Below are 25,498 nucleotides of genomic sequence, written 5' to 3' on the forward strand. Positions count from 1 at the left end.
TCGCCTCCTATCTTTCCAAGACCAACGATTTGCCCTCGAAGCGCGATACGCACGGCATGATCTTGCAGCCGGAGCGATGGTCTTCCTCGCTCAGCCAGTGGTCGTTGTGGATGAACTTGCCATCGTAGGAGATGACGTTGGTCTCGCACTGGCCGCAGACGCCGCCGCGGCAGAGATAGGGCGGATCGACGCCGGCCGCCTCGATGGCTTCCAGCAGGCTCTGCTGCTCGTCGACCCGGATCGTCTTGCCGCTGACGGCAAGCGTCACATCGAAAGGCAGGCCGGGTTGGGGTGCCGCGAAATGCTCGAAATGCACGGCCTCCGACGGCCAGCCCAAGGCGGCCGCGCGGTCGCGCACCCAGTTGATCATGCCGGCGGGGCCGCAGACGTAGAGATGCGTACCGAGCGGCTGCGTCGACAGCAAGCGGTCGAGATCGATGCGCTCGTCCAGGTCGTCATGATAGAGCCTGATGCGCCTGTCGTAACGCTCCCGCAGCACGTCGGCATAGGTGCCGAGCGAGGCGGTGCGGCAGGTGTAATGCAGTTCGAAATTGCCGCCCTCCCCCGCCAGTTGCGCGGTCTGCGCCATGAACGGCGTGATGCCGATGCCGCCGGCCAGCATCAGATGCTTCTTCGCCCTGAGATCGAGCGAGAACAGATTGACGGGGTAGCTGATCACCATCTCCAGGCCCGGCTTGACGGACCTGTGCATGAACAGCGAGCCGCCGCGTCCGACATCGTCGCGACGCACCGAGATGGTGTATTCGCGCGTGTCGAGCGGCGAGCCCATCAGCGAATAGGGATTGAGCCTTGTGCGGTCGCCGTCGCGCATCTCGACCACGACATGGGCGCCGCCGGAAAAGGTCGGCAACAGCTCACCGTCGCGCCGGCGGAAATGGAAGCGGGTGACCAGTTCGTTGACCGGGACGACATCGCTGACCACGACATCGAGTTTTGTGGTGCCGGTGCTCATGGGAAGGCCTCCTCGATTGGAGGAATCTCCGAGCGATCCTCGGCGTTGATGCAGACACCCTGGAAAGCCGCCAGCCGCCGCGAATAGTGATCGCGCACCAGAAGCAGCAGGCCGCAATGCGAACAGGTGGCCGGCTGCGTCGTCACGTTCTCAGTGATGCCCTTGCAGTGCACGCATTGCATGCGCCGCGCCAGTGAGCCGCGATGCTCGGTCTGCATGGAGGTGTGGTCGATGCCGGCTTCAAGCGCCACCTGCATGGCCTGGCCGATCAGGCCCTCGGTGCCGGCAAGGTAGAGGCGCAGGCCCATATGTGCGTTGCTCAACGTCTGCTTGAGGCGTGGCAGCAGGCTGGCGAAGGATGGCGCCTGATGGAACTGCGCCGGCTTCAGCGCTTCGAGGGCGGTGACATGCTTGCCGTCGGGGCCCGGGATGAAGACGATTTCGGCGCCGTCGAAAAAGCCGGCCGGCGCTCTTGCGGCCATGTCTGTAATGGCGAGCGCACCTTCGGCATCGGCGATGAAAAGATGGTGTTTGCCGGGCTGCGGAGAGAGCGTTCCGTAGACCGGCCGACTGATGATGCTTTTGGCTGCCATTTAAGTCTTCGTGCCTCGAACCCCTCGCTGTTGATTATGCCTCAACCTTTCGCTGTGCGCTTGGTCTTCTTGGGATCGTCGAACGGCAATGGCTGCGCCGTCGCCTTGATCGCCCCGCTCTTGTTGCGGATTTCGAGCTTGGTGTCCTTGACCGCGCAGTCGACGTCGAGGCGGGCGATGCCCATCGATTTCTTGACCAGCGGCGAATACATGGCGCAGGTCACCACGCCGACCTTTTTGCCGTCGCGATAGACCGGCGCACCCTCGTCGGCCGGCTCCTTGCCGTCGAGCAGCACGCCATAGATCTTGAAGCGCTCCTTGCCCTTCAGCCGGTAGTGCTCTTCGGCGCCGCGAAAACCTGTCTTGCCGGGACTGACGGTGAAGTCGAGGCCGAGCTCCCACAGCGTGTCGCCGGGGCCTTCGTTCTCGAACGGATACTTTTGGGAATTATCGTAGGGATAGAACAGCAGGTAGCTTTCGACGCGCAGCATGTCGAGCGTGGTGAAGCGGCAGGGAATGATGCCGGCGCTCTTGCCCTCGTCGAGGATCCTGTCCCAGATCGTGCCGGCATCCTGGCCACGGCAGAAGATCTCGTAGCCACGCTCGCCGGTATAGCCGGTGCGCGAGATCATGACGGGGAACCCGAAGAGCTGGGTCTGCATGTGATGGAAATAGTTTAGGTCGCGGATCCCCGGCACATGCTTGGCGAGATAGTCGACTGACGTCGGCCCTTGCAGCGACAGATCATGCAGATTGTCGTCGAAGCGCAGCGAGACATCGCGGCCCATCGCGGCGCGCTGCAATTCCTCATGGCCGGTGCCCGAACCATGCACGACCATCCAGCTGTTCGGGCCGGTGCGGTAGAGGATGCAGTCGTCGGTGAATTTTCCCGCCTCGTTCAGCATGCAGGCATAGGCCGACTTGCCGGGGTAGATCTTTTCCACGTCGCGCGTGGTGGCGAGGTCGATGAGGTGCGAGGCGTGCGGCCCTGTGATGTGCACCTTCTTCAGGCCCGACACATCCATCAGCCCGGCCTTGGTGCGGATGGCGATGTACTCTTCGTCAGCGTCCTTGTCGTAGGTCCAGGCGGTGCCCATGCCGCTCCAGTCTTCGAGCTTCGAACCCAGCGCGCGATGGCGATCCGCCAGGGTCGAAAATCTCCAGGATGCCGTCATCCGATCGTCCTCCGTTCAAAAATCCATTGTTCCCTGCTCCTTGGCGCGGAGGCCGGAGCTTTGGGTTGAATATTGACCGCAAACGCGCGAGAGCCGCAATCCCCTGAAAGCAAATAATTTCATTGTCAGGCAAAATTGGTCGCCCCAAGCAAACGGTTAACTCTACGTAAATTCGCCTTGACAATTGCCGTAAACGGCCTGAATTTATGAAAAAAATTTCACTCTCTTGAAAGAGGGCGGCGCGCGGCGGATTCGGAGCCGAACGTCGGAAAAAAGGGGAAAACCGATGTCAGACCTGCAGCAGCGCATCGAGGCGCTGTATCGCTCCGACTTGCGCGGATCCGCGTTGCTGATCATCTGCCTGTGGGCGACGATCCTCTTCGTCCTCTTCATGACATGGCCGTACATTCCCGACAGCGGCATCAAGGCCGTCGTCGCGATTGCCGCCGCCGCCGTGCTGATCTTCAACACCGCCGCGATCCTGGCGATGGTCAAACACTACAAGGAAGACAAGGACTTCATCTACGGGCTCGACATCAAGAATGCCGACGCGGCCCGCAATCGCAATACCTGAGGGGTCAAGAACATGCCGCGCTATACGCCGCCGGAGCAGAGCAAGGCCGGCCAGGTTTTCGATATCGTCGTCGTGGTGGTCGCCATCTTCGTGGCGCTGTGGCTGCCGCTGAAGCTCGGCCTTGCCGGAGCCGCCAAATCCATCGACGCGCTCGATGCCAAGACCTGGGAAGCGCTTGGCCAGAACCCGACCATGGCCGCGATCTGGGAGAAGCTCGGCTACACGCCCGAGACCGCGCATGACGTCATCCAGAACCGCTTCCACTATGTCATCGACTGGCCGACGCTGATCATCATGGCGGCGGTGCTGATCGGCTATTTCGTCTTCCTGTTCCGCGCATCCGACCGCGAATACCGCGACGTCATCAACGAAAAATTCGACGACAAGTAAGAGTTTGGACGGGGGACACGATCATGTGGATGGCACTCTCTTACGCATGCTGGGGCATCTCGGTCTTGCTCGCGCTGTGGATGCTCTACGACTGGTTCAAGGTCGATACGACCTATTCCGAGGACGTCCTGACCTCGTCGCGTGAAGGCGAACTTGAAGCCGTTTCCGAAAAACACCGGATCTGAGTGGGGATTGAACAATGACGACCGCACTTGAACCGGCAATTCACGGCGACAGGGTCTCACTCCTGCGGGTGCTCGGCCCGGCCCATGTCTGGGCGCTCGGCGTCGGCATCGTTCTGGTCGGTGAATTCACCGGCTGGAATTTTTCCGCCGACAAGGGCGGCGCTCTGGCGGCACTCATCGTCTGCTGGGTCGTCGGGTTGCTCTACACCTCAGTCGCCATGATTGATTCCGAGGTGACATCGACGGTAGCCGCCGCCGGCGGCCAGTACGCACAGGCCAAGCACATTGTCGGGCCGCTGATGGCGTTCAACGTCGCGCTGTTCCTGGTGTTTGCCTACACGATGCTGGAGGTCTCAGACGCCATCCTGCTCGGCGACACCATCGTCGCCAAGGCCGGCGTCGAAGGGCTCACCCACAATTCCTTCATCGCCGCCACCATCGTGGTTCTGGCGTGGCTCAATTATCGCGGCGTGCTGATGACGCTCAACGTCAACTTCGTCATCACGGCAATCGCCTATATCTCGATCGTCATCCTGTTCTTCTCGGTCAGCCCGTGGACGCAAGGCGCGGTGCTCAAGCTCAATGAGCTGGTCACGCCCGGCAATGCGCTGCCCTATGGCTGGATCGGCGTCATCGCCGCCTTCCAGTTCGGCATCTGGTACTATCTCGGCATCGAAGGCACCACGCAGGCGGCCGAGGAAGTGCGCTCGCCGGCCCGCTCGCTGCCCTATGGCACCATGGCCGGCATGATCACGCTTTTGATCGCTGCCGCCATGACCTGGTATGTCTGCGCCTCGCTGATGCCCTGGGAATATCTCGGCATCACCTATTATCCGCTGTGGGACGCCGGCAAGCTGACGGGCAGTCCGCTGCTCGAGAACCTCTTGTTCATCGCCACGCTGCTGGCGGCGCTGGCCTCGGCCAATGGCTGCATCAATGATGCTGCCCGCGCGTGGTTCTCGCTTGGCCGCGACCGCTATCTGCCGAGCTGGTTCTCGGCGGTGCATCCGAAATACCGCACGCCCTACCGCTCGATCCTGTTCCTGCTGCCGATCGCGCTGGCCTTCGCCTTCATCGCCGACCTCAACCAGGCGATCACCTTCTCGATCCTGTCGGGCGTACTGCAATACACCTTCATGAGCATCAACATCATGATGTTCCGCAAGAAGTGGCCGCTCGGCTCGATCCGCCGCGGCTACACGCACCCCTTCCATCCGCTGCCGGCGATCGTGCTGTTCTGCCTGTGCGTGGTGACCTTCTTTGCGATCTTCCTCGGTTACGGCTCGCAGCTGATTGCCATGGTCGCCTTCTACTTCCTGATCTCGCTGTGGTTCCATTTCTACCGCTACCGCTATGTGCGCCGCGGCGACCAGTTCACCATGCCGTGGCCGAAACCGCAGGGCTATTGATGGGAGACGGCCCGTCCGGATGCCGGATGGGCCAGGCATGATAAAATGTCCGAAGTGACATCAGCACTGCTCGCCGGGGCGATTGTCCTGGCTCTCGCCCTTCACCTCACGTGGCTGGCGCGCCGCAGCCGCAACAGGGCATTGGCGGCGCTCGCCGCCGACGAAGCCAGCATTCGCACCGTCATCGCCGACGCCGCCGATGTTTCGGACGGCACCGCCGGCGTCGTCACCTGGGAAGGATCGTGGAACGGCCAGCGTGTTCAGTTGCGTACCATCGTCGATACGCTGGCGACGCGAAAGCTCCCGGCCCGTTGGCTCAGCGTCTCGATCACCGAGAAGGTGGCCGTGCCAGCCACCTTCGACATGATGATGCGGCCGGGCTCGCCGACGACCTTCTCCAATTTCGACCATCTCCAGCATACGCTGCCCAAGGCTCCGGGATTTCCGGCCGAGGCGGTGCTACGGACCGACCGCCGCGGCACGCGTTTCCCGCAAGGCACCATCGCCGAACATCTGGAACCGTTTTCGGAAGGACGCGCCAAGGAACTGCTGATCACGCCAAACGGGGTGCGCATCGTCTGGCTGCTGGCCGAGGCCGAACGGGCGCGCTACGGCGTTTTCCGGCAGGCCGCGTTCGGTGACGCGCAGATCGATCCGGCGCTGATCGAGCGGCTGCTCACCTCTCTTTCGGCGCTGCGCGATGCCATCAACAAAAGCGAACGGCAAGCCGCATGACCAGTTCGAGCCCACAGCCGACGCCGGTGAACCCCTATCTCGTCCTGGGCTCGGCAATCGTACTGCCGGGTAGCGGCCATGTCATTCTGGGTGTGCCGGTGCGGGGCTTGCAGTTTCTGTTCTTCATGGTGATCCTGGCCTGGGTGACCGCCAAGATCGCGCCGTCCGACGCCAGCTTCATCGGCCGCCATGCCGGCGGCTTCCTGATCTATGCGCTGTCTGTTCTGGACGCCTACAAGCTGGCCCGCATCCGCCATGCGCTATGGGTCCACAATGCCGCGCGGGACAGCGACAATTCACAAGGCGGCATCACGCCGCATACGTAACTACAGGAAAATTTTTTTCATATGATTGAATTCGAGCACCGCATTCGGTACATCATCTCTTAGCTACAAACGCCGGGAGGCTGACATGTGTGGAATTGTCGGACTGTTTTTGAAGGACAAGTCGCTGGAGCCGAAGCTCGGCGAGATGCTGTCGGAGATGCTGGTGTCACTCAGCGATCGCGGCCCCGACAGCGCTGGCATCGCCATTTATGGCGCGCCTTCCAAGAATGAAGCCAAAATCACCATTCAGTCGGCGAAACCCGCGCGCGATTTTCGCGACCTCGATATCGAGCTTGCCAAGGCCATCGGCGCACCTGTGAGCATTGCGGTGAAGTCGACCCATGCCGTCGTCAGGACCGCGCCGGCCAAGATCGACGAAGCCCGCGAGGCGATCCAGGCGCTGCGTCCCGACATCCGCATCATGGGCGCGGGCGACGTTGTCGAGATCTACAAGGAAGTCGGCCTGCCGGAAGCGGTGGTCGATCGCTTCGACGTGCGCAAGATGACCGGCACGCATGGCATCGGCCACACCCGCATGGCGACGGAATCGGCGGTGACGACGATGGGCGCGCATCCCTTCTCGACCGGCGCCGACCAGTGCCTGGTGCACAATGGCTCGCTGTCTAACCACAACAATGTCCGCCGCGAGCTGATCCGCGAAGGCATGAAATTCGAAACCGAGAACGACACCGAGGTCGCAGCCGCCTACCTCTCCTCGCAGATGGCGCATGGCAAGAACCTCGGCGAGGCGCTGGAAGGCACGCTCTCCGACCTCGACGGCTTCTTCACCTTCGTCGTCGGCACCAAGAACGGTTTTGGCGTGGTGCGCGACCCGATCGCCTGCAAGCCTGCCGTGATGGCCGAGACCGACCAGTATGTCGCCTTCGGCTCGGAGTATCGCGCGCTGACCAAACTGCCCGGCATAGACAATGCGAGGGTCTGGGAACCGGAACCCGCAACCGTCTATTTCTGGGAGCATTGAGTTCATGCCGGCAACCAAACTTTCCAAGGCGGCGACGCAGGACCAAGCCTCGCGGATCTTCGATCTCGATGTGTCGTCGCTGCGTGAGCTTAACCAGGCGCTGCACAATCTGACGCCCGGTTCGAACGAAACGGCGTGGGAAGTGCTGCATCCGAAGGGCAGCCATTCGGTCGCCGTCGGCGTCGACCAGCCCGTAAGCATCGATGTGCGCGGCAGCGTCGGCTACTACTGCGGCGGCATGAATTCCGGCAGCACCATTACCGTGCACGGTTCGGCCGGCCCTGGCGTCGGCGAGAACATGATGTCGGGCGCTATCATCGTTAAAGGCGACGCCAGCCAGTATGCCGGCGCCACCGGCAAGGGTGGCCTGCTGGTCATCGAGGGCAACGCCTCGTCGCGCTGCGGCATTTCGATGAAGGGCATCGACATCGTCGTGCACGGCAATATCGGCCACATGTCGGCCTTCATGGCGCAGTCCGGCAACCTCGTGGTGCTGGGCGACGCCGGCGATGCGCTGGGCGATTCCATCTATGAAGCGCGGCTGTTCGTGCGCGGCAAGGTCGACAGCCTGGGTGCGGACTGCATCGCCAAGGAGATGCGTCCCGAGCATCTTGAATTGCTGCAGGGCCTGCTTGACCGCGCCGGCGTCACCGGCGTCAAGCCGTCGGAGTTCAAGCGCTACGGTTCGGCGCGCACGCTCTACAATTTCAATATCGACAACGCCGACGCGTATTGAGGCAGCATGACCTATCGCAACCCGCCGACGACGCCGCGCAAATCCGCGACCTTCGACGACTACACGCTTTCCGAAATCCGCCGCGCCGCGGCGACCGGCATCTATGATATCCGGGGCGCCGGCGCCAAGCGCAAGCTGCCGCATTTCGACGACCTGCTGTTCCTCGGCGCCTCGATCTCGCGCTATCCGCTGGAAGGCTATCGCGAGCGCTGCGACACATCGGTGGTGCTCGGCTCGCGCCATGCCAAGAAGCCGATCGAGCTGAAGATCCCGATCACCATCGCCGGCATGAGCTTCGGTTCGCTGTCCGGCCCGGCCAAGGAAGCGCTCGGACGCGGCGCGACGCTGTCGGGCACCTCGACCACGACGGGGGATGGCGGCATGACCGAGGAAGAGCGCGGCCATTCCAAGCAACTGGTCTACCAATATCTGCCCTCGCGCTACGGCATGAATTTGCGCGACCTGCGCCGCGCCGATGCCATCGAGGTGGTCGTCGGCCAAGGCGCCAAGCCCGGCGGCGGCGGCATGCTGCTTGGCCAGAAGATTTCCGACCGTGTCGCCGAGATGCGCACGCTGCCGAAAGGCATCGACCAGCGCTCCGCCTCGCGTCACCCCGACTGGACCGGCCCGGACGATCTCGAGATCAAGATCCTCGAACTGCGCGAAATCACCGACTGGGAGAAGCCGATCTACGTCAAGGTCGGCGGCGCCCGTCCCTATTACGACACCGCGCTTGCGGTGAAGGCCGGCGCCGATGTCGTCGTCGTCGACGGCATGCAGGGCGGCACGGCGGCAACGCAGGAAGTGTTCATCGAGAATGTCGGCCAACCGACGCTCGCCTGCATCCGCCCGGCGGTGCAGGCGCTGCAGGATCTCGGCATGCACCGCAAGGTGCAGCTGATCGTCTCGGGCGGCATCCGCAACGGCGCCGATGTCGCAAAGGCGCTGGCGCTCGGTGTCGACGCGGTTTCCATCGGCACGGCCGCCCTCGTCGCTCTCGGCGACAACGATCCCCGCTGGGAGGCGGAATACAACGAGCTCGGCACAACGGCCGGCGCCTATGATGACTGGCATGAGGGCCGCGACCCCGCCGGCATCACCACGCAGGACCCGGAGTTGATGAAGCGGGTCGACCCGATCGCTGCCGGACGGCGGCTGGCCAACTATCTCAAGGTGATGACGCTCGAGGCGCAGACGATTGCCCGCGCCTGCGGCAAGAACAGCCTGCACAATCTCGAGCCCGAGGATCTCGTCGCGCTCACCATCGAAGCCGCCGCCATGGCCGGCGTGCCGCTCGCCGGCACCAACTGGATACCGGGGAAGAACGGCTTCTAAGACAGCATCCAAAATACCAAGCGAGGAACTATAATGGGGAACGATCTCGCCGCTTTCGCCAAAAAGAACGGCGTCAAATATTTCATGATTTCCTACACCGACCTGTTCGGTGGCCAGCGTGCCAAGCTGGTGCCGGCGCAGGCAATCGCCGATATGCAGAAGGACGGCGCAGGCTTTGCCGGTTTCGCCACCTGGCTGGACCTGACGCCAGCGCATCCCGACATGCTGGCGGTGCCGGATCCGGACTCCGTCATCCAGTTGCCATGGAAGAAGGAGGTGGCCTGGGTCGCCGCCAACTGTGTCATGGACGACAAGGAAGTCGACCAGACGCCGCGCAACACGCTGCGGCGGCTGATCGCGGAGGCCGCCGGCGATGGCATGCATGTCAAGACCGGCGTCGAGGCCGAATTCTTCCTGATCTCGCCCGACGGCAGCGTCATCTCAGACCAATACGACACGGCCTCCAAGCCCTGCTACGACCAGCAGGCGGTGATGCGCCGCTACGACGTCATCGCCGAGATCTGCGACCACATGCTGGCGCTCGGCTGGGGCCCCTACCAGAACGACCATGAGGACGCCAACGGCCAGTTCGAGATGAACTGGGCCTTCGACGACGTGCTCGCCACCGCCGACAAGCACTCCTTCTTCAAGTTCATGGTCAAGTCGGTGGCCGAAAAGCATGGTCTGCGCGCCACCTTCATGCCGAAGCCGTTCCAGGGCCTGACCGGCAATGGCTGCCATGCCCATATCTCGGTATGGGACAAGGCAGGCAAGACCAACGTCTTCGCCGACAATTCGATGGAACTCGGCCTGTCGGCCAAGGGCAAGAACTTCCTCGGCGGCATCATGAAGCATGCCTCGGCCTTGGCAGCGATCACCAACCCGACGGTCAATTCATACAAGCGCATCAACGCGCCGCGCACGATTTCGGGCGCCACCTGGGCGCCGAACACGGTGACATGGACCGGCAACAACCGCACCCATATGGTGCGTGTGCCCGGCCCCGGCCGCTTCGAACTGCGCCTGCCCGACGGCGCCGCAAACCCTTATCTCTTGCAGGCCGTGATCATTGCCGCCGGTCTCGACGGCATCCGATCCAAGGCCGATCCCGGCAAGCGCTACGACATCGACATGTACCAGCACGGACACACAGTGAAGGGCGCGCCGAAACTGCCGCTCAACCTGCTCGACGCCCTGCGCGAATTCGACAAGGACAAATCGCTCAAGGCGGCGCTGGGTGAGGAATTCTCGTCGGCCTACCTAAAGCTGAAGCACCAGGAATGGAATTCCTATGCTTCGCACTTCACGCAATGGGAGCGCGACCACACGCTGGACATCTAACTATCCAGTTTGGGCGAGCGACCTCGGAATGAACTGATGAAATACTCGATCTTCTCGCTCGCCCGCGCTGCCCTTTCCGGCCACAAGAACTGGCAGCGCACCTGGCGCGACGCCACGCCGAAGGATCGCTACGATGTGGTGATCATCGGCGGCGGCGGCCATGGCCTGGCCACCGCCTGGTTCCTCGCCAGCGAATACGGCATCAAAAATGTCGCCGTGCTGGAAAAGGGCTGGATCGGCTCCGGCAATGCCGGCCGCAACACCACCATCATCCGCTCCAATTACGGCCTGCCCGGCAATACCGGCTTCTACGAATTGTCGATGAAGCTGTGGGAGCGGATGGAGCAGGACCTCAATTACAATTCGATGGTCAGCCAGCGCGGCGTCATCAACCTCTACCATTCCGACGCGCAGCGCGACGCCTATGCGCGGCGCGGCAACACCATGCGCATCAACGGCATCGATGCCGAACTGCTGGACCTCGCGGCGGTGAAGAAGATGATGCCGTTCCTGAATTACGACAATGCACGCTTTCCGGTGCAAGGCGGTCTGTTGCAGCGGCGCGGCGGCACGGCGCGGCACGATGCCGTTGTCTGGGGCTATGCCCATGCGGCGAGCGGGCTCGGCGTCGACATCATCCAGAATTGCGAGGTGACCGGCTTTGTCAGGGACGCCAACGGCAAGGTGACCGGTGTCGAGACCTCGCGCGGCAGGATCGGCGCCGGCAAGGTCGGCATGGCGGTGGCCGGCTCTTCCTCGCGCGTCGCTGCCATGGCCGGCCTGCGCCTGCCGATCGAAAGCCATGTGCTGCAGGCCTTCGTCTCCGAGGCGATCAAGCCGCTTATCCCCGGCGTGATGACCTTCGGTGCCGGCCATTTCTATGTCAGCCAGTCGGACAAGGGCGGCCTTGTCTTCGGCGGCGACATTGACGGCTACAATTCCTATGCCCAGCGCGGCAATCTGCCTGTCATGGAGGATGTCTGCGAGGGCGGCATGGCGCTGATGCCGATGATCGGCCGCGTGCGGCTTTTGCGCCAGTGGGGCGGCATCATGGACATGTCGATGGACGGTTCGCCGATCATCGACAAGACGCCGGTCGACGGGCTCTATCTCAATGCCGGCTGGTGCTATGGCGGCTTCAAGGCAACGCCGGGATCCGGCTTCGTCTTTGCCCATCTACTGGCCCGCGACACGCCGCATGAGGAGGCCGCACGGTTCCGCCTCGACCGCTTCCGGACCGGCGCCATGATCGACGAAAAGGGCCAGGGCGCCCAACCGAACCTGCACTGAGGGCGGCCAGAAAACCATGCGCATTGTCTGTCCCTTCTGCGGCGAACGCGAACTCGGCGAGTTCACCTATCTCGGCGACGCCAAACCGGTGCGGCCGGCGGCGGATGCCGGTGAAGATGCCGTCTACGACTATGTCTATCTGCGCGACAACATAGCCGGCGTGATGAGTGAGAACTGGTATCATGGCGGCGGCTGCCGGGCGTGGCTGAAGGTCACCCGCAACACGCTGACGCATGAGATTTCGGCGGTCGAACCGGCGGCCGGCGCCGGCGCGGCAAAGGTTGGTGCGTGATGGCCGGCGCGCAAACGAACCGGCTGGACAAGGGTGGTCTCATCGATCGCACGGCGCCGCTGAACTTCCGCTTCGACGGCAAGAGCTTTTCCGGCTTCCAGGGCGACACGCTGGCGTCGGCGCTGGTTGCCAATGGCGTCAAGCTGGTCGGCCGTTCGTTCAAGTACCATCGCCCGCGCGGCATCCTGTCCGCTGGCTCGGAAGAGCCCAACGCGCTGGTCGAACTGCGCACCGGCGCCCGGCGTGAGCCGAACACAAAGGCAACGACGGCGGAGCTTTATGAGGGGCTCGAGGCCGCCAGCCAGAACCGCTGGCCGTCGCTCGCCTTCGACGTGATGTCGGTGAACCAGCTGTTCGCGCCGATCTTCGTCGCCGGCTTCTACTACAAGACCTTCATGTGGCCGGCGAAGTTCTGGGAAGCGATCTACGAACCGGCGATCCGCCGCGCCGCAGGTCTTGGCCGCGCTTCAGGCGTTGCCGATCCCGACCACTACGACAAGGCCTGGGCGCATTGCGATGTGCTGATCGCCGGCTCCGGTCCGGCCGGTCTGGCGGCAGCATTGGCCGCCGGCCGCAGGGGCGCCCGCGTCATTGTCTGCGAGGAAGATTTCACGCTTGGCGGCCGCCTGCTGTCGGATGGCGGCACGGTCGATGGGCTGCCGGCGGCCGAATGGCTGGCGCGGACATTGACTGAACTCGCGGCGATGCCCGATGTCCGCATCATGACCCGCACGACGCTGTTCGGCGTCTATGACAGCGGTACCTATGGCGCGCTGGAGCGCGTCAACGACCACCTGCCCTCGCCGCCCGAACATCAGGTGCGCCAGCGGCTGTGGCGGATCGTGGCCAGGCGCTGCGTGGTCGCGGCCGGCGCGCTCGAGCGGCCGATCGTCTTTGCCGGCAACGACACGCCCGGCGTGATGATGGCATCCGCGATGCGGACCTATGTCGCGCGCTATGCCGCCGCTCCGGCAAAACGCATCGCGCTGTTCACCAACAATGAGGATGGCTGGCGCACGGTCGAAACCGCACTCGGCGCCGGACTGCAGATCGCCGCGGTGATCGACGCGCGGCCGGACGTTTCGCCGGCACATCGCTCGCTGGCGTCCAAGAACGGCTTCACGGTGCTGCATGGCTCCGTCAGCGGCGTCGACGGCGGAAAGGACGGTATCAGGAAAATCGCGGTGTCGCTCGCCGGCGGCGCGCGCGCCGAAGTGGAGGCCGACGGGCTTGCCGTTTCCGGCGGCTGGAATCCGGCGGTCGGGCTCACCTCCTATCATCGCGGCCGGCCGAAATGGCGCGACGACATCGCCGCCTTCGTGCCCGACGGCGCGCCTCCCGGCATGGTCGCGGCGGGTGCGGCGAATGGAGCCTTCGGCCTCGGCGCCTGCCTGGCCGAGGGCTTCGCAGCCGGTGCGGCAGCCGCGCGGGATGTCGGGCGCAACGGCACGGTCGGCTCAGCGCCGGTCGCCGATGACGAGGCTTTCTCGCTCAACCCGCTCTGGCACGTCGCCGGCAAGGGCAAGGCCTTCGTCGACTACCAGCACGATGTCACCGCCTCCGACATCGAACTTGCACAGCGCGAAGGTTTTGAATCGGTCGAGCATCTGAAGCGTTACACCACGCTCGGCATGGCGACCGACCAGGGCAAGACGTCGAATGTCGCCGGCCTCGCCATCATGGCGGCCGTAACCGGGAAATCCATTCCCGAGACCGGCACGACGATCTACCGGCCACCTTACGTGCCCGTCGCCATCGGTGCCTTTGCCGGCCATCATCGCGACGAGACGTTCCATGCGACGCGGCTGACGCCCTCGCATCATTGGGCCGCCGAACAGGGCGCGATCTTCGTCGACACCGGACTCTGGAAACGCGCGCAGTGGTACCCCCGCGCGGGCGAGAAGGACTGGCTGGAATCGGTGACGCGCGAAGTCAAGGCCGTGAGAAGCGGTGTCGGCTTCTGCGATGTCTCGACGCTCGGCAAGATCGACGTGCATGGCCCGGATGCCGGCGCCTTCCTCGACCGCGTCTATATCAACACCTTCTCCAACCTTGCCGTCGGCAAGGCCCGCTACGGGCTGATGCTGCGCGAGGACGGCATCGTCTATGATGACGGCACGACGTCGCGGCTGGCCGAGGACCACTATTTCCTGACCACCACCACGGCCAAGGCCGGACTGGTGATGCAGCATCTCGAATTCTGCCGGCAGGTGCTGTTTCCCGAGCTCGACGTGCAGCTGACCTCGGTCTCCGACCAGTGGGCGCAGTTCTCCATCGCCGGCCCCAAGACCCGCGATTTGCTGAAGGAGATCGTCGATCCGGCGGAGGACCTTTCCAACGAAGGTTTTCCGTTCATGGGGGCGCGGGAAGTCGCTTTGCGCGGCGGCATCAAGGCGCGGCTGTTCCGCATCTCCTTCTCCGGCGAAATGGCGTTCGAGATTTCCGTTCCGGCGCGCTACGGCGAGGCGATGGCGCGCAATCTGATGCTGGCCGGCGCGCCGTTCGGCGTCACGCCTTACGGCACCGAAGCGCTCGGCGTGATGCGCATTGAAAAGGGCCATATCGCCGGACCGGAATTGAGCGGCACGACGACGGCCGCCGATCTCGGCCTCGGCAAGATGATGTCGACCAAGAAAGACTTCATCGGCCGCGTCATGGCCGGCCGTGAGGCGCTGGTGGCGCCGAACCGGCAGGTCGTGGTCGGCGTCAAGCCGACGGACAGAGTGCGCCGCCTGCGCTCGGGCGCGCACATTATACCGAAAGGGCAGACACCCGGGCCAGGCAACGACCAGGGCTATGTCACCTCGGTCTGCTTCTCGCCGACAGCGGACCAGTGGATCGGGCTGGCGCTGGTCGAGCGCGGCCGCGAACGCATCGGTGAGATCGTCCATGCGCATGACCCGATACGCGGCGAGGATTATGACGTCGAACTCTGCAATCCCGTCTTCTACGATCCGGATGGGGGGCGCCAGCGTGGCTGAGTTTTTCTGGGACGTTCGCAGCCCGCTCGATCGCTCGCTTGTCGCCGGGTCTTATGGCGCGGCTGGTGAAGCCGGCGTGGCGCTGACCGAGATCCGCAATTTTGAGTTGGTGCAAGTGATGGCGCGGCGCGGCAAGGCGGCGGAGCTGGCCACGGCTGCGATGGGCCGGTTCGGCGTTGCGCCTCCAGAAACGCCGAAGGCGGTGCAGACTTCCGGTGCCGCGCTGATCTGGTCGGGACCGGATCAATTTTTCGTCCTGTCGAAGGGTGGCAAGCACTTGATTGGGGCGCTTGCTCCTTCCTTTGCCGGTTCGGCTTCGCTCTCCGACCAGTCGCATGCGCGGGTGCTGATCAGCGTTTCCGGCGTCAAGGCGCGGGCGATGTTGGCCAAGCTGTCGTCGATCGATCTGTATGCCGATGTGTTCGCGATTGGCGCGGCTGCCGCGACCTCGATGGATCACACCAGCGTCACGCTGTGGCGGGGAAGTGATCGAGATGGATTGGCCGTGTTCAACGTTCTGGTGTTCGCGACTTTTGCCGAGAGCCTTTGGCATACGATGCTCGACTCGGCTGCGGAGTACGGCGTGGCGATCAGCCATTCCGAGGAACTGGCGTAGCGTTTGTGAACGCTCTTCCTCCTCCCTTGTGAGAGAAGATGGATTGGCGCACAGCGACGAGACCGATGAGGGGTGTTCCAGCGAAGTGAGACGTTCACTTTCCCTGGAGCACCCCCCATCCGTCGCCTTCTGCGACACCTTCTCCCACAGGGGGAGAAAGGGAGCTTACATCACCCCCGCCTTGCCAAACTCAACCGCGCTGCTATTCTTGCTGCTAAAATAATTTCACACACAGGCAAACTTCGAACCGCAAGGCTGAGATGAGCCAGTCACCCTACCCCACGGTCACAGCCGGACCGCCGCGTCCGAGCCTCATCCTGAGGCCCGGCCAGATCGCGCTGCCGCCCGGCATGGAACGCTATACGGTCCAGGGCAATGGCGCGGTGCTGATCGAGGTTGATGCCGGCGACACGATCACGGTGCGCAATGTCGAGGGTGGCCAGGCCTGCGAGCTGCTGGCCTGGGACAACACAGGCGCCACCGATCCCGGCATCTTAGGCGAAAAGTCCAACAGCAATGCCGCCGGCATCAAGGCGTTGCTCGCCGAGGGCGATGACAGTCTCGCGACCCTGCGGCGTGGGCTGGCGCGCCGGCAGGTGCAACTCGACCAGGCAAAGGCCGTGCGCGTGTTCGGCGCCACCACGCCGGCCGGAACGGAACAGAGTTTCACGGTCGTGCGCGATGGCTCGATGATCATCGCCGCGCCCGGCGGGCCGATGCTGGTCGATGGCCACGACACGGCGACACCGCTTACCGTCATCGTGCGGCGCGCCACGGTGCGCCTGAAATCGAAGTCGCAATTGGCCGATCCCCTCGCCGATCCGGTGCTCGACCTGCGCGTCCATTCGGCGACGGCGGAATCCTATTTCGTCAAGGCCGGCGACTATCTGCAGATCATCGACGTCGACGGCCGCCAGTGCACCGACTTCCAGTGCTTTTCGGCGCGCAAGCTGGACAGAGGCCTCGACCATCCGCTCGACGTGACGACGACGCGGACGTTGATGGGGTCGAGCTACCCGATGCCCGGCCTGCATTCGAAATATTACGACCAGGACATGGAGCCGCTGGTCGAGGTGGTGCAGGACACATGCGGCAGGCATGATGCTTTCGCATTGGCTTGCGCCGCCAAATATTACGACGATATCGGCTATCCCGGCCACACCAACTGCTCGGAGAATTTCAACGGCGCCCTGGCCGGCAAGGGCGTCACTCCCCGCGCCGGCTGGATGGCGATCAACTTCTTCTTCAACACGGCGATCGATGCGCATGGCGTGATGGTGTCCGACGAGCCATGGTCGCGAGCTGGCGACTATGTGCTGTTGCGCGCGCTGACCGACATCGTCTGCGTTTCCTCCGCCTGCCCCGACGACACGACGCCGGCCAATGGCTGGGACCTCACCGACATCCATGTGCGGACCTATTCCGGCCAGCACAAATTCTCGCGAGCGATCGCCAGACGCATGACGCCCGATTCGGAACCGAAAATGACCCGCGAGACCGCCTTCCATTCGTCCTTCGCCAAGCACACCCGCAACTTCGCCGAGTACAGGGGCTACTGGCTGGCCAATTCCTTCGCCAAGGACGGACCGATCGCCGAATACTGGGCCTGCCGGCAGGATGCCGTGATCATGGACCTGTCGCCGCTCAGAAAATTCGAGGTCACCGGCCCGGATTCCGAAGCGCTGCTGCAATACACGCTGACCCGCGACGTCAAGAAACTCGGCGTCGGCCAGGTCGTCTACTCGGCCATGTGCTACGAGCATGGCGGCATGATCGACGACGGCACGTTGCTCAGGCTCGGCAAGGACAATTTCCGCTGGGTCGGCGGCGACGATCTGTCCGGCGAATGGCTGCGCGAGACGGCCAAGAAGCTCGGGCTCAACGTGCTGGTGCGCTCGTCGACCGACCAGATGCACAATGTCGCCGTGCAAGGCCCGAAGAGCCGCGACATCCTGAGAGAGGTGATATGGACCTCGCCGCTGCAGCCGTCGATCGACGAGCTCGAATGGTTCCGCTTCGCGGTTGCCCGCATCGGCGGCGGCAATGGCATCCCGATCGTCGTCTCGCGCACCGGCTATACGGGCGAGCTCGGCTACGAGATCTGGTGCCATCCGCGTGACGCCGAAAAGGTGTTCGACGCGATCTGGGAGGCCGGCCAGCCGCATGGGCTGAAACCGATGGGGCTGCAAGCGCTCGACATGGTGCGCATCGAGGCCGGACTGATCTTCGCCGGTTACGAATTTTCCGACCAGACCGACCCGTTCGAGGCCGGCATCGGCTTCACCGTGCCGCTGAAGAGCAAGACCGACGATTTCATCGGCCGCGAGGCGCTGATCCGGCGCAAGGAAAACCCGCAGAACAAACTGGTCGGGCTCGACATCGACAGCAATGTCGATGTCGGCCATGGCGACTGTGTCCATGTCGGCCGCGCTCAGATCGGCGTGGTCACATCAGGTACGCGCTCGCCGGTGCTCGGCAAGAACATCGCGCTGGCCAGGCTCGACGTCACCCATGCGGCCACCGGTACGGAGGTCGAGATCGGCAAGCTCGACGGCCACGCCAAGCGGCTGCCGGCACGCGTCGTCGCCTTCGCCCATTACGATCCGCAAAAGACCAGACCGCGCTCCTGACTGCTGCTTTCCAGGCCGGCAAACCGCGCGCCGGTGGCGCCGCGAGGCGTATTGTTGCATGCGCGCGCAAGCGTGATGTGTACGGCGTCACAAAACGCTTGACGTGAAAGCGCGCCGGATCAATCTTCACTCCTAAGAAAAAAATACGACTGAGTGGAAACACCGGAGTCGTACGATCAAGTGCCGGGGAGCAAGCTTCGCAAAGCCGAGGCATCGCTGGCGGGGAACACGAGAAAAAGGGGAAGTCACTGACATGAGCACCATAAGCACGGCCCTCGAGCAGCCTGCCGAAAGCAAGCTGCTCAGGCATATCGACTGGCGCGGCGCCTTCTGGGTGGCGAGCGGCGTTCCGGCGCTGGTCCTGTTTTCGATCGGCGGCATCGCCGGCACGACCGGGACGCTGGCCTTCCTGATCTGGACGGTGTCCATGATCATGGGTTTCCTGCAATCCTTCACCTATGCCGAGATCGCCGGCCTGTTCCCGAACAAGTCGGGCGGCGCCTCGATCTATGGCGCCACCGCCTGGCTACGCTACTCCAAGTTCATCGCGCCGCTATCGGTGTGGTGCAACTGGTTCGCCTGGTCGCCGGTGCTGTCGCTCGGCTGCTCGATCGCCGCCGCCTACATCCTCAACGCGCTGGCGCCGGTGCCGCTGTTCACCGAGACCTCACCTGATGTCGTCGCCTATATAGCGGCGCATGCCGGAACGGCGCCCGCCGACGCCATCACGGCAGTGACCGCTGCCGCGACACCGGCGATCCGCAACTGGACGCTCTACAGCCACACGCTGGGGCCGGTCTCCTTCACGCTCAACGCCACCTTCTTCATCGGCGCAGTGCTGATGCTGATCATCTTCTCGATCCAGCATCGCGGCATCCTCGGCACGGCCAATGTGCAGAAATATATCGGCCTGCTGGTCATCATCCCGATGCTGATCGTCGGCGTCGTGCCGATCTTCACCGGGCAGATCAATTGGGCCAATTTCTCGCCGCTGGTGCCGCTGGCCGCCGCCTATGYGCCGGATCCAGGCGCCTGGAACATCGCCGGCTGGACGCTGGTGCTCGGCGGCATGTTCATCGCCGCCTGGTCGACCTACGGTTTCGAGACCGCCGTCTGCTACACGTCCGAGTTCAAGAATCCCGGCACGGATACCTTCAAGGCGATCTTCTATTCCGGCCTGCTTTGCATGCTTCTGTTCATCCTGGTGCCCTTCACCTTCCAGGGCGTGCTGGGTCTCAACGGCATGCTGGCGACACCGATCGTCGACGGCTCGGGCGTCGCCGACGCGCTGGCCGGCATGGTCGGCGGCGGCAAGATCATCCACAGCCTCCTGGTGATGCTGATGATCCTGGCGCTGGTGCTGTGCATCATGACGGCGATGGCCGGCTCCTCGCGCACGCTCTACCAGGGCTCGGTCGACGGCTGGCTGCCGCGCTATCTCAGCCACGTCAACGAGCATGGCGCGCCGACGCGGGCCATGTGGACCGACCTCTGCTTCAACCTGATCGTGCTGGCCATCGCCTCGGCCGACGCGACCAGCTTCTTCTTCATCCTCGCCGTGTCGAACTGCGGCTACATCATCTTCAACTTCCTCAACCTCAATGCCGGCTGGATCCATCGCATCGACAACGGCCATATCGCGCGGCCGTGGAAAGCACCGACCTGGCTGCTCGGGATCGGGGCGATCTTCGCCTATGTCAACGCTATCTTCATGGGCGCCGGCGCCAAGGTGTGGAACCCGATGGCACTGTGGGCCGGCCTGATCACCGCGGCGCTGATCATCCCCGTCTTCTGCTTCCGCCACTACATCCAGGACAAGGGCAAATTCCCTGACCACATGCTGGCCGATCTCGGCATGACGGGGGCTGACCTGTCGGTGAAGAAAGCGGGCATGCTGCCCTATCTGACGCTGGTCGCCGGCGTGGCGGTGATGCTGATCGCCAACTGGTACTTTGTCATCTGACACCGCCAACCGATAAAAACGGGCGCGCTTCGGCGCGCCCGTTCCTTTTTTGCGCTGAGACGTCAACCGGACTTCCGAATGGCTGCTTCCGAGCCATCGAAGAACCGGTTGGGCGGCCGCTTCAGGCCGAGATTCTCGCGCAGCGTCGATCCCTCATACTGCCGCCTGAAGATGCCGCGCCGCTGCAGCTCGGGCACCACCTTCTCGACGAAATCGTCGAGCCCGGCGGGCAGATAGGGGAACATGATGTTGAAGCCGTCCGATCCCTCGGTGACCAGCCATTCCTCCATCTCGTCGGCGATGGTTTGCGGCGTGCCGACGAAGGCCAGGCCGGAATAGCCGCCCAGCCTTTGGGCAAGCTGGCGCACCGTCAGATTTTCGTTACGGGCGAGCTCGATGACGCGCTCGCGGCTGCTCTTCGAGGCATTGCTCTCCGGTATTTCAGGCAAGGGTGCATCGGGATCGAAGGCCGACGCGTCATGCCCAAGCGCGATCGACAGCGAGGCAATGCCGCTCTCGTAATAGACCAGGCTGTCGAGCTTGGCCCGCTTGGCCCGCGCTTCCTCGACACTGTCGCCGACAATGACGAAGGCACCGGGCAGGATCTTGATGTCGTCGCGCGAACGGCCGAGTTTTTGAGCCCTGCCCTTGACGTCGGCAAGGAAGCGCTGCCCGGCGGCCAGATCGCCATGGGCGGCGAAAATCACCTCGGCCGTCTCAGCGGCCAGCTGCCGCCCGGCTTCCGAGGCACCGGCCTGGACGATGACCGGCCAGCCCTGCACGGGACGCGCAATGTTGAGCGGCCCGCGCACCGAGAGGTGCTCGCCCTTATGATCCAGCACATGCAGCTTGGTCGGATCGAAATAGAGCCCGCTTTCAGCGTCGCGGATGAAGGCATCGTCGGCAAAACTGTCCCACAGGCCGGTCACGACATCGTAGAATTCCCGTGCCCGGTGATAGCGCTCGTCATGCTCGACATGTTCGTCCAGCCCGAAATTCAGCGCCGCGTCGGGGTTGGACGTGGTGACGATGTTCCAGCCGGCGCGCCCGCCGCTGATATGGTCGAGCGACGCGAAGCGCCGCGCAATGTGATAAGGCGCATCGAAGGTCGTCGACGCTGTGGCGACCAGGCCGATATGATCGGTGACGGCGGCCAGCGCCGATAAGAGCGTGAACGGCTCGAACGACGTCACCGTATGGCTGCGCCGCAGCGCCTCGACCGGCATGTTGAGCACGGCCAGATGGTCGGCCATGAAGAAGGCGTCGAACTTCGCCGCCTCCAGCGTCTGCGCGAAGCGCTTCAGATGCGCGAAGTTGAAATTGGCGTCGGGATAGGCGCCGGGATAGCGCCAGGCGCCGGTGTGCAAGCTGACCGGGCGCATGAAGGCGCCAAGCCGCAATTGCCGTTTTTCTGTCATGGGAAGACACCTTGATGAAGACGAGCGTTGCCGCTCCGGTGTCGCTCAGCATGGAACCGCTTTGCGGCCCTGGGAAGGAATTCTGTTTTGCGAAACCGGCAGCGGGGAGCATTTTCATCGGCGTGACGGATCAAGCCGTCACGCCGCATCATCCGCCATCGCCGACGGCGGATGATGCAATGAAACCACTCTATTCCGCGGCCAGGGCCAGTTGCGGCCGCTCGGTCGCCAACTCTGGTTCGGGCGCCTGCTCATTGTTCACCACCTTCTTCGGCTCGCGGCCGAAGAACAGCGCGTAGCCGGCCGGCAGAACCAGGATGGTCAGCACGGTGGCGACCACGATGCCGCCCATCATGGCGTAGGCGAGAGGGCCCCAGAACACGGCGCGCGAGATCGGGATCAGCGCCAGAACCGCCGTCATGGCCGTCAGCACGATCGGCCGGAAACGGCGTACGGCCGAGCCGATGATGGCTTCCGAGCGTTCCATGCCCCTGGCGATGTCCTGGTCGATCTGGTCGACCAGGATGATCGAGTTGCGCATGATGATGCCGAGCAGCGCGATGACGCCGAGAATGGCGACGAAGCCAAACGGCGCACCGCTGATCAAAAGCGCGGCGGCGGCCCCGATGATGCCCAGCGGGCCGGTGGCCAGCACCAGCATCGCCTTGCCGAAGTTCTGCAGCTGGATCATCAGAAGCACGACGATGATGGCCAGCATGATCGGCGCCTTGGCGGCGATCGACGCCTGGCTTTCGGCCGAATCCTCGGCACCGCCCTGGATCTCGATCTTGTAGCCGGGCGCCAGGCCGTCACGCAGGCCCTGCATGTCCTTGTACATCTTGGTGACGACATCGTTGGACTGCACGCCATCGGGCAGGGTTGCCCGCACGCTGATGGTCGGCAGACGGTCGCGGCGCCATTCGATGCCTTGCTCCAGCACCGGCACCACCTTGGCCACCTGCGACAGCGGCACGAAGCCGCCGAAATCGGTCGGGATATAGACCGAGTCGACCGAAGACAGCAGGCTGCGGCTGGCGTCCGGCTCGCGGGCGACGATGGAGACCGTCTCCTCGCCATCGCGGAAGTCGTCGAGCGGCGCGCCGGCCATGGTCGCCTGCAGCATTTGGCGGATGCGCTGCGAGGTGACGCCGAGCGCCCGGGCGCGATCCTGGTCTATGACCAGCTTCATTGCCGGCACCGGTTCGAGCCAGTCGTCATGTACGGCGCCCAGCAGCGGATCCTCGCGGAACTTCGCCTTCACCTGGTCGGCGATGCGGCGCACTTCCTGGCGATCGGGACCCATGACACGCATCTGTACCGGCCAGCCGGTCGGCGGTCCGAGGAACAGGCGATCGACCTTGGCGCGGATCGAGGGGAAATCCTCGGCCAGAACCGTGCGCAGCTTGACGATCAGCCGCTCGCGCGCCGGCTCGTCATTGGCCATCACCAGCATCTGGGCGAAGTTCGGGTTGCGCAGCTGCTGGTCGAGCGGCAGGAAGAAGCGCGGCGCGCCCTCGCCGATATAGGTGGCGATGAAGCGCTTGTCCTTGTCGTCCATCAACTTGGCTTCCAGCGCCTTGGCCTGCGTTTCGACCTCCTTGATGCTGGTGCCTTCCGGCAGCCAGAGGTCGACCAGGATTTCCGGCCGCGACGATTGCGGGAAGAAGTTCTGCGGGATGAACTGGAACGCCCATAGGCTGGTGCCGAAAGTCACCAGCGTCATGACCAGCACGATGATGCGGTGACGCACGGCCCAGCCGACGGTCGAGCGCAGCCGGCGGTAGAAGCGTGTGTCGAAGGCGTCATGATGGCTGCCGGCATGCTTGCGCTGCTTGAGGATCATGTTGCCGAGCCACGGGGTGAAATAGACCGCGACGAACCACGAGACGATCAGTGCGATGCCGACGACATAGAACAGGGTGCGCACATATTCACCCGCGGTGGAGGCGGCAAAGCCGACCGGGATGAAGCCGGCGGTGGTAATGAGCGTGCCGGTCAGCATCGGGAAGGCGGTCGACGTATAGGCGAAGCTCGCGGCCTCGATCTTGACCAGCCCCTCCTCCAGCTTGCGCTCCATCATCTCGACAACGATCATGGCGTCGTCGACGAGCAGGCCGAGCGCGATGATCAGGGCGCCCAGCGAAATGCGCTGCAGGTCGATGCCGAGCTCGTACATGATGGCGAAGGTGGCGGCCAGAACCAGCGGAATGGCGATGGCTATGACCAGGCCCGAACGCCAGCCGATCGACAGGAACGAGACGACAAGCACGATCAGCAGCGCTTCGCCGAGCGCATGCATGAACTCGGCCACCGCATCGGTGACGACGCCCGGCTGATCGGAAATCTGGTCGACCGACACGCCATAGGGCAGCGCCTCCTCGAAGCGCTTGTAGGTCGCCTCGACATCCTTGCCGACATCGGTGACCTTGAAGCCCTTGGCCATGACGACGCCAAGCTGCACGCTGTCATGACCGTTGAAGCGGTATTTGCGCTGGAAGGGATCTTCGAGCCCGGAGGTGACGGTGGCGATGTCGCCGAGACGGGTCACCTGCCCGCCGGCACGCAGGCGCAATTCCCTGATATCGGCGGCCTTGGTGACGTCGCCTTCGACGGAGATGCGCACCGAATTGACGCCGGTGTCGACGGCGCCGGCCGGATCGACATTGTTCTGGCCCTTGATCGCGTTCTGCAGGTCAGGCAGCGTCAGGCCGCGCTCGGCCAGCGCCTTGGACGAGACGTCGATATAGAGCTTTTCCGGCTGGTCGCCGATGATGACGGCCTTCTCGACGCCGGGCGTCGTCAACAGCATGTCGCGCGCCTGGATGGCGAACTTCTTCAGCTCCGGATAGGAGAAGCCATCACCGCTGATCGAATGCAGGGTGATGAAGGTGTCGCCGAATTCGTCGTTGAAATAGGGACCGAGCAGGCCTTGCGGCAGGTCGCCTGAGATGTCGCCGACTTTCTTGCGCACCTGATAGAAGGCGTCCGAGACCTCGGCGGCGTTGGTATCGCCCTTGATCTGCACGGTGATGATGGCGCTGCCGGCGCGGGTGAAGGAACGCACGAAATCGAGATGCGGCGTCTCCTGCAGCTTGCGCTCGATCTTGTTGACGACCTGGTCTTCCATCTCCTGGATGGAGGAGCCTGGCCAGATCGCCTGCACGACCATGACGCGGAATGTGAAATCCGGGTCTTCCTTCTGGCCCATGCGCATCAGGCCGAGCGCACCGGCGATGATGATCAGCCCGAACAGGAAGCGCGCGATGGAGGGATGGCCGATGGCCCAGCGCGAGAGGTTGAAGGGCCGCTTTTCTTCAGTGGAATTGGTCATCGGTACTCGTCCACTTTGTCTGCCGGCGCCTGGGGCCTCGAAGAAGCGCGGCGCGCGGAACGAAATCATCTGCGTTCGATCTGGCTTCCGGGCGGCGAGGCTTTCCGAGCGGAGAGACACTCATCGCGGTGGGACGCTAGGTCGATGCGGGGGTACATCGGCCGTGACGTCTCAGCCTTCGGGCGCACGCCGCCCGGAAACCTGCGGCCGCGGGAACGCGCGG

General features: G+C 63.8%; 21 protein-coding genes. 16 read left to right on the top strand and 5 right to left on the bottom strand.

Features of this window, described 5'->3' with window-relative positions; translation table 11 throughout:
* Positions 1–7 precede the first annotated feature (7 nt).
* From AC1DPX_RS15365 to AC1DPX_RS15375, 3 genes are read right to left on the bottom strand one after another with little or no spacing between them, the layout of a single operon-like run.
* Positions 8–973: a PDR/VanB family oxidoreductase gene (locus AC1DPX_RS15365; RefSeq protein ID WP_202355414.1), complete on the bottom strand. Its 966-nt coding sequence runs from the start codon at positions 971–973 to the stop codon at positions 8–10.
* Positions 970–1,566, bottom strand: coding sequence for a dimethylamine monooxygenase subunit DmmA family protein (locus AC1DPX_RS15370; RefSeq protein ID WP_202355415.1), 597 nt, complete (start codon positions 1,564–1,566; stop codon positions 970–972). Before AC1DPX_RS15370 ends, AC1DPX_RS15365 begins: the two co-directional genes overlap by 4 nt.
* 41 nt (positions 1,567–1,607) lie before the next feature.
* Complete coding sequence (locus AC1DPX_RS15375) at positions 1,608–2,741, bottom strand: aminomethyl transferase family protein (protein WP_115143666.1); 1,134 nt, start codon at positions 2,739–2,741, stop codon at positions 1,608–1,610.
* Positions 2,742–3,027: 286 nt separating this feature from the next.
* Between AC1DPX_RS15375 and AC1DPX_RS15380 the strand changes: the two genes are divergently transcribed.
* The 16 genes from AC1DPX_RS15380 (at position 3,028) to AC1DPX_RS15455 (ending at position 20,526) form a co-directional block, all read left to right on the top strand.
* A complete protein-coding gene (locus AC1DPX_RS15380; protein ID WP_202355417.1) occupies positions 3,028–3,315 on the top strand; it encodes a hypothetical protein in 288 nt (95 codons plus the stop codon).
* A 12-nt stretch (positions 3,316–3,327) separates the two neighbouring features.
* A complete protein-coding gene (locus AC1DPX_RS15385) occupies positions 3,328–3,705 on the top strand; it encodes a hypothetical protein (protein WP_202355418.1) in 378 nt (125 codons plus the stop codon).
* Positions 3,706–3,728: 23 nt separating this feature from the next.
* On the top strand, positions 3,729–3,890 hold the full coding sequence (locus AC1DPX_RS15390) for a hypothetical protein (RefSeq protein WP_202355419.1): 162 nt from the start codon (positions 3,729–3,731) through the stop codon (positions 3,888–3,890).
* A gap of 14 nt (positions 3,891–3,904) precedes the next feature.
* A complete protein-coding gene (locus AC1DPX_RS15395) occupies positions 3,905–5,299 on the top strand; it encodes an APC family permease (protein WP_202355420.1) in 1,395 nt (464 codons plus the stop codon).
* A gap of 45 nt (positions 5,300–5,344) precedes the next feature.
* Positions 5,345–6,034 carry a hypothetical protein gene (locus AC1DPX_RS15400; protein ID WP_477237809.1) on the top strand — a complete coding sequence of 230 codons (690 nt, stop codon included), beginning with the start codon at positions 5,345–5,347 and terminating at the stop codon, positions 6,032–6,034.
* The gene (locus AC1DPX_RS15405) at positions 6,031–6,360 is read left to right on the top strand and encodes a hypothetical protein (RefSeq protein ID WP_202355422.1); all 330 of its coding nucleotides are present in this window, start codon (positions 6,031–6,033) and stop codon (positions 6,358–6,360) included. The genes AC1DPX_RS15400 and AC1DPX_RS15405 overlap by 4 nt, the downstream gene beginning before the upstream one ends.
* 85 nt (positions 6,361–6,445) lie before the next feature.
* The gene (locus AC1DPX_RS15410) at positions 6,446–7,342 is read left to right on the top strand and encodes a class II glutamine amidotransferase (protein ID WP_477237811.1); all 897 of its coding nucleotides are present in this window, start codon (positions 6,446–6,448) and stop codon (positions 7,340–7,342) included.
* 4 nt (positions 7,343–7,346) lie between these two features.
* The gene (locus AC1DPX_RS15415; protein WP_477237813.1) at positions 7,347–8,078 is read left to right on the top strand and encodes a GltB/FmdC/FwdC-like GXGXG domain-containing protein; all 732 of its coding nucleotides are present in this window, start codon (positions 7,347–7,349) and stop codon (positions 8,076–8,078) included.
* A gap of 6 nt (positions 8,079–8,084) precedes the next feature.
* Complete coding sequence (locus AC1DPX_RS15420; RefSeq protein ID WP_202355425.1) at positions 8,085–9,413, top strand: FMN-binding glutamate synthase family protein; 1,329 nt, start codon at positions 8,085–8,087, stop codon at positions 9,411–9,413.
* A gap of 33 nt (positions 9,414–9,446) precedes the next feature.
* Positions 9,447–10,754, top strand: coding sequence for a type III glutamate--ammonia ligase (gene glnT, locus AC1DPX_RS15425; RefSeq protein ID WP_115143675.1), 1,308 nt, complete (start codon positions 9,447–9,449; stop codon positions 10,752–10,754).
* Positions 10,755–10,790: 36 nt separating this feature from the next.
* Positions 10,791–12,044: a sarcosine oxidase subunit beta family protein gene (locus AC1DPX_RS15430; protein ID WP_477237815.1), complete on the top strand. Its 1,254-nt coding sequence runs from the start codon at positions 10,791–10,793 to the stop codon at positions 12,042–12,044.
* A gap of 16 nt (positions 12,045–12,060) precedes the next feature.
* A complete protein-coding gene (locus AC1DPX_RS15435; protein ID WP_202355427.1) occupies positions 12,061–12,336 on the top strand; it encodes a sarcosine oxidase subunit delta in 276 nt (91 codons plus the stop codon).
* Entirely contained in the window at positions 12,336–15,317 is a 2,982-nt protein-coding gene (locus tag AC1DPX_RS15440; protein WP_477237816.1) for a sarcosine oxidase subunit alpha, read from the top strand. The genes AC1DPX_RS15435 and AC1DPX_RS15440 overlap by 1 nt, the downstream gene beginning before the upstream one ends.
* On the top strand, positions 15,256–15,933 hold the full coding sequence (locus AC1DPX_RS15445) for a sarcosine oxidase subunit gamma (protein ID WP_477237817.1): 678 nt from the start codon (positions 15,256–15,258) through the stop codon (positions 15,931–15,933). The genes AC1DPX_RS15440 and AC1DPX_RS15445 overlap by 62 nt, the downstream gene beginning before the upstream one ends.
* Positions 15,934–16,193: 260 nt before the next feature.
* Positions 16,194–18,563: a DUF1989 domain-containing protein gene (locus tag AC1DPX_RS15450; protein ID WP_477237819.1), complete on the top strand. Its 2,370-nt coding sequence runs from the start codon at positions 16,194–16,196 to the stop codon at positions 18,561–18,563.
* A gap of 253 nt (positions 18,564–18,816) precedes the next feature.
* Positions 18,817–20,526, top strand: a complete 1,710-nt coding sequence (locus AC1DPX_RS15455) for an APC family permease (protein WP_477237821.1) — start codon at positions 18,817–18,819, stop codon at positions 20,524–20,526.
* Between the two features lie 62 nt (positions 20,527–20,588).
* Here the strand turns inward: AC1DPX_RS15455 and AC1DPX_RS15460 are convergent, their stop codons facing one another.
* A complete protein-coding gene (locus tag AC1DPX_RS15460) occupies positions 20,589–21,944 on the bottom strand; it encodes an LLM class flavin-dependent oxidoreductase (RefSeq protein WP_477237823.1) in 1,356 nt (451 codons plus the stop codon).
* Positions 21,945–22,134: 190 nt separating this feature from the next.
* Positions 22,135–25,275: an efflux RND transporter permease subunit gene (locus AC1DPX_RS15465; protein ID WP_477237825.1), complete on the bottom strand. Its 3,141-nt coding sequence runs from the start codon at positions 25,273–25,275 to the stop codon at positions 22,135–22,137.
* Between the last annotated feature and the right edge of the window lie 223 nt (positions 25,276–25,498).

This window comes from Mesorhizobium sp. 01N446 (assembly GCF_056399285.1).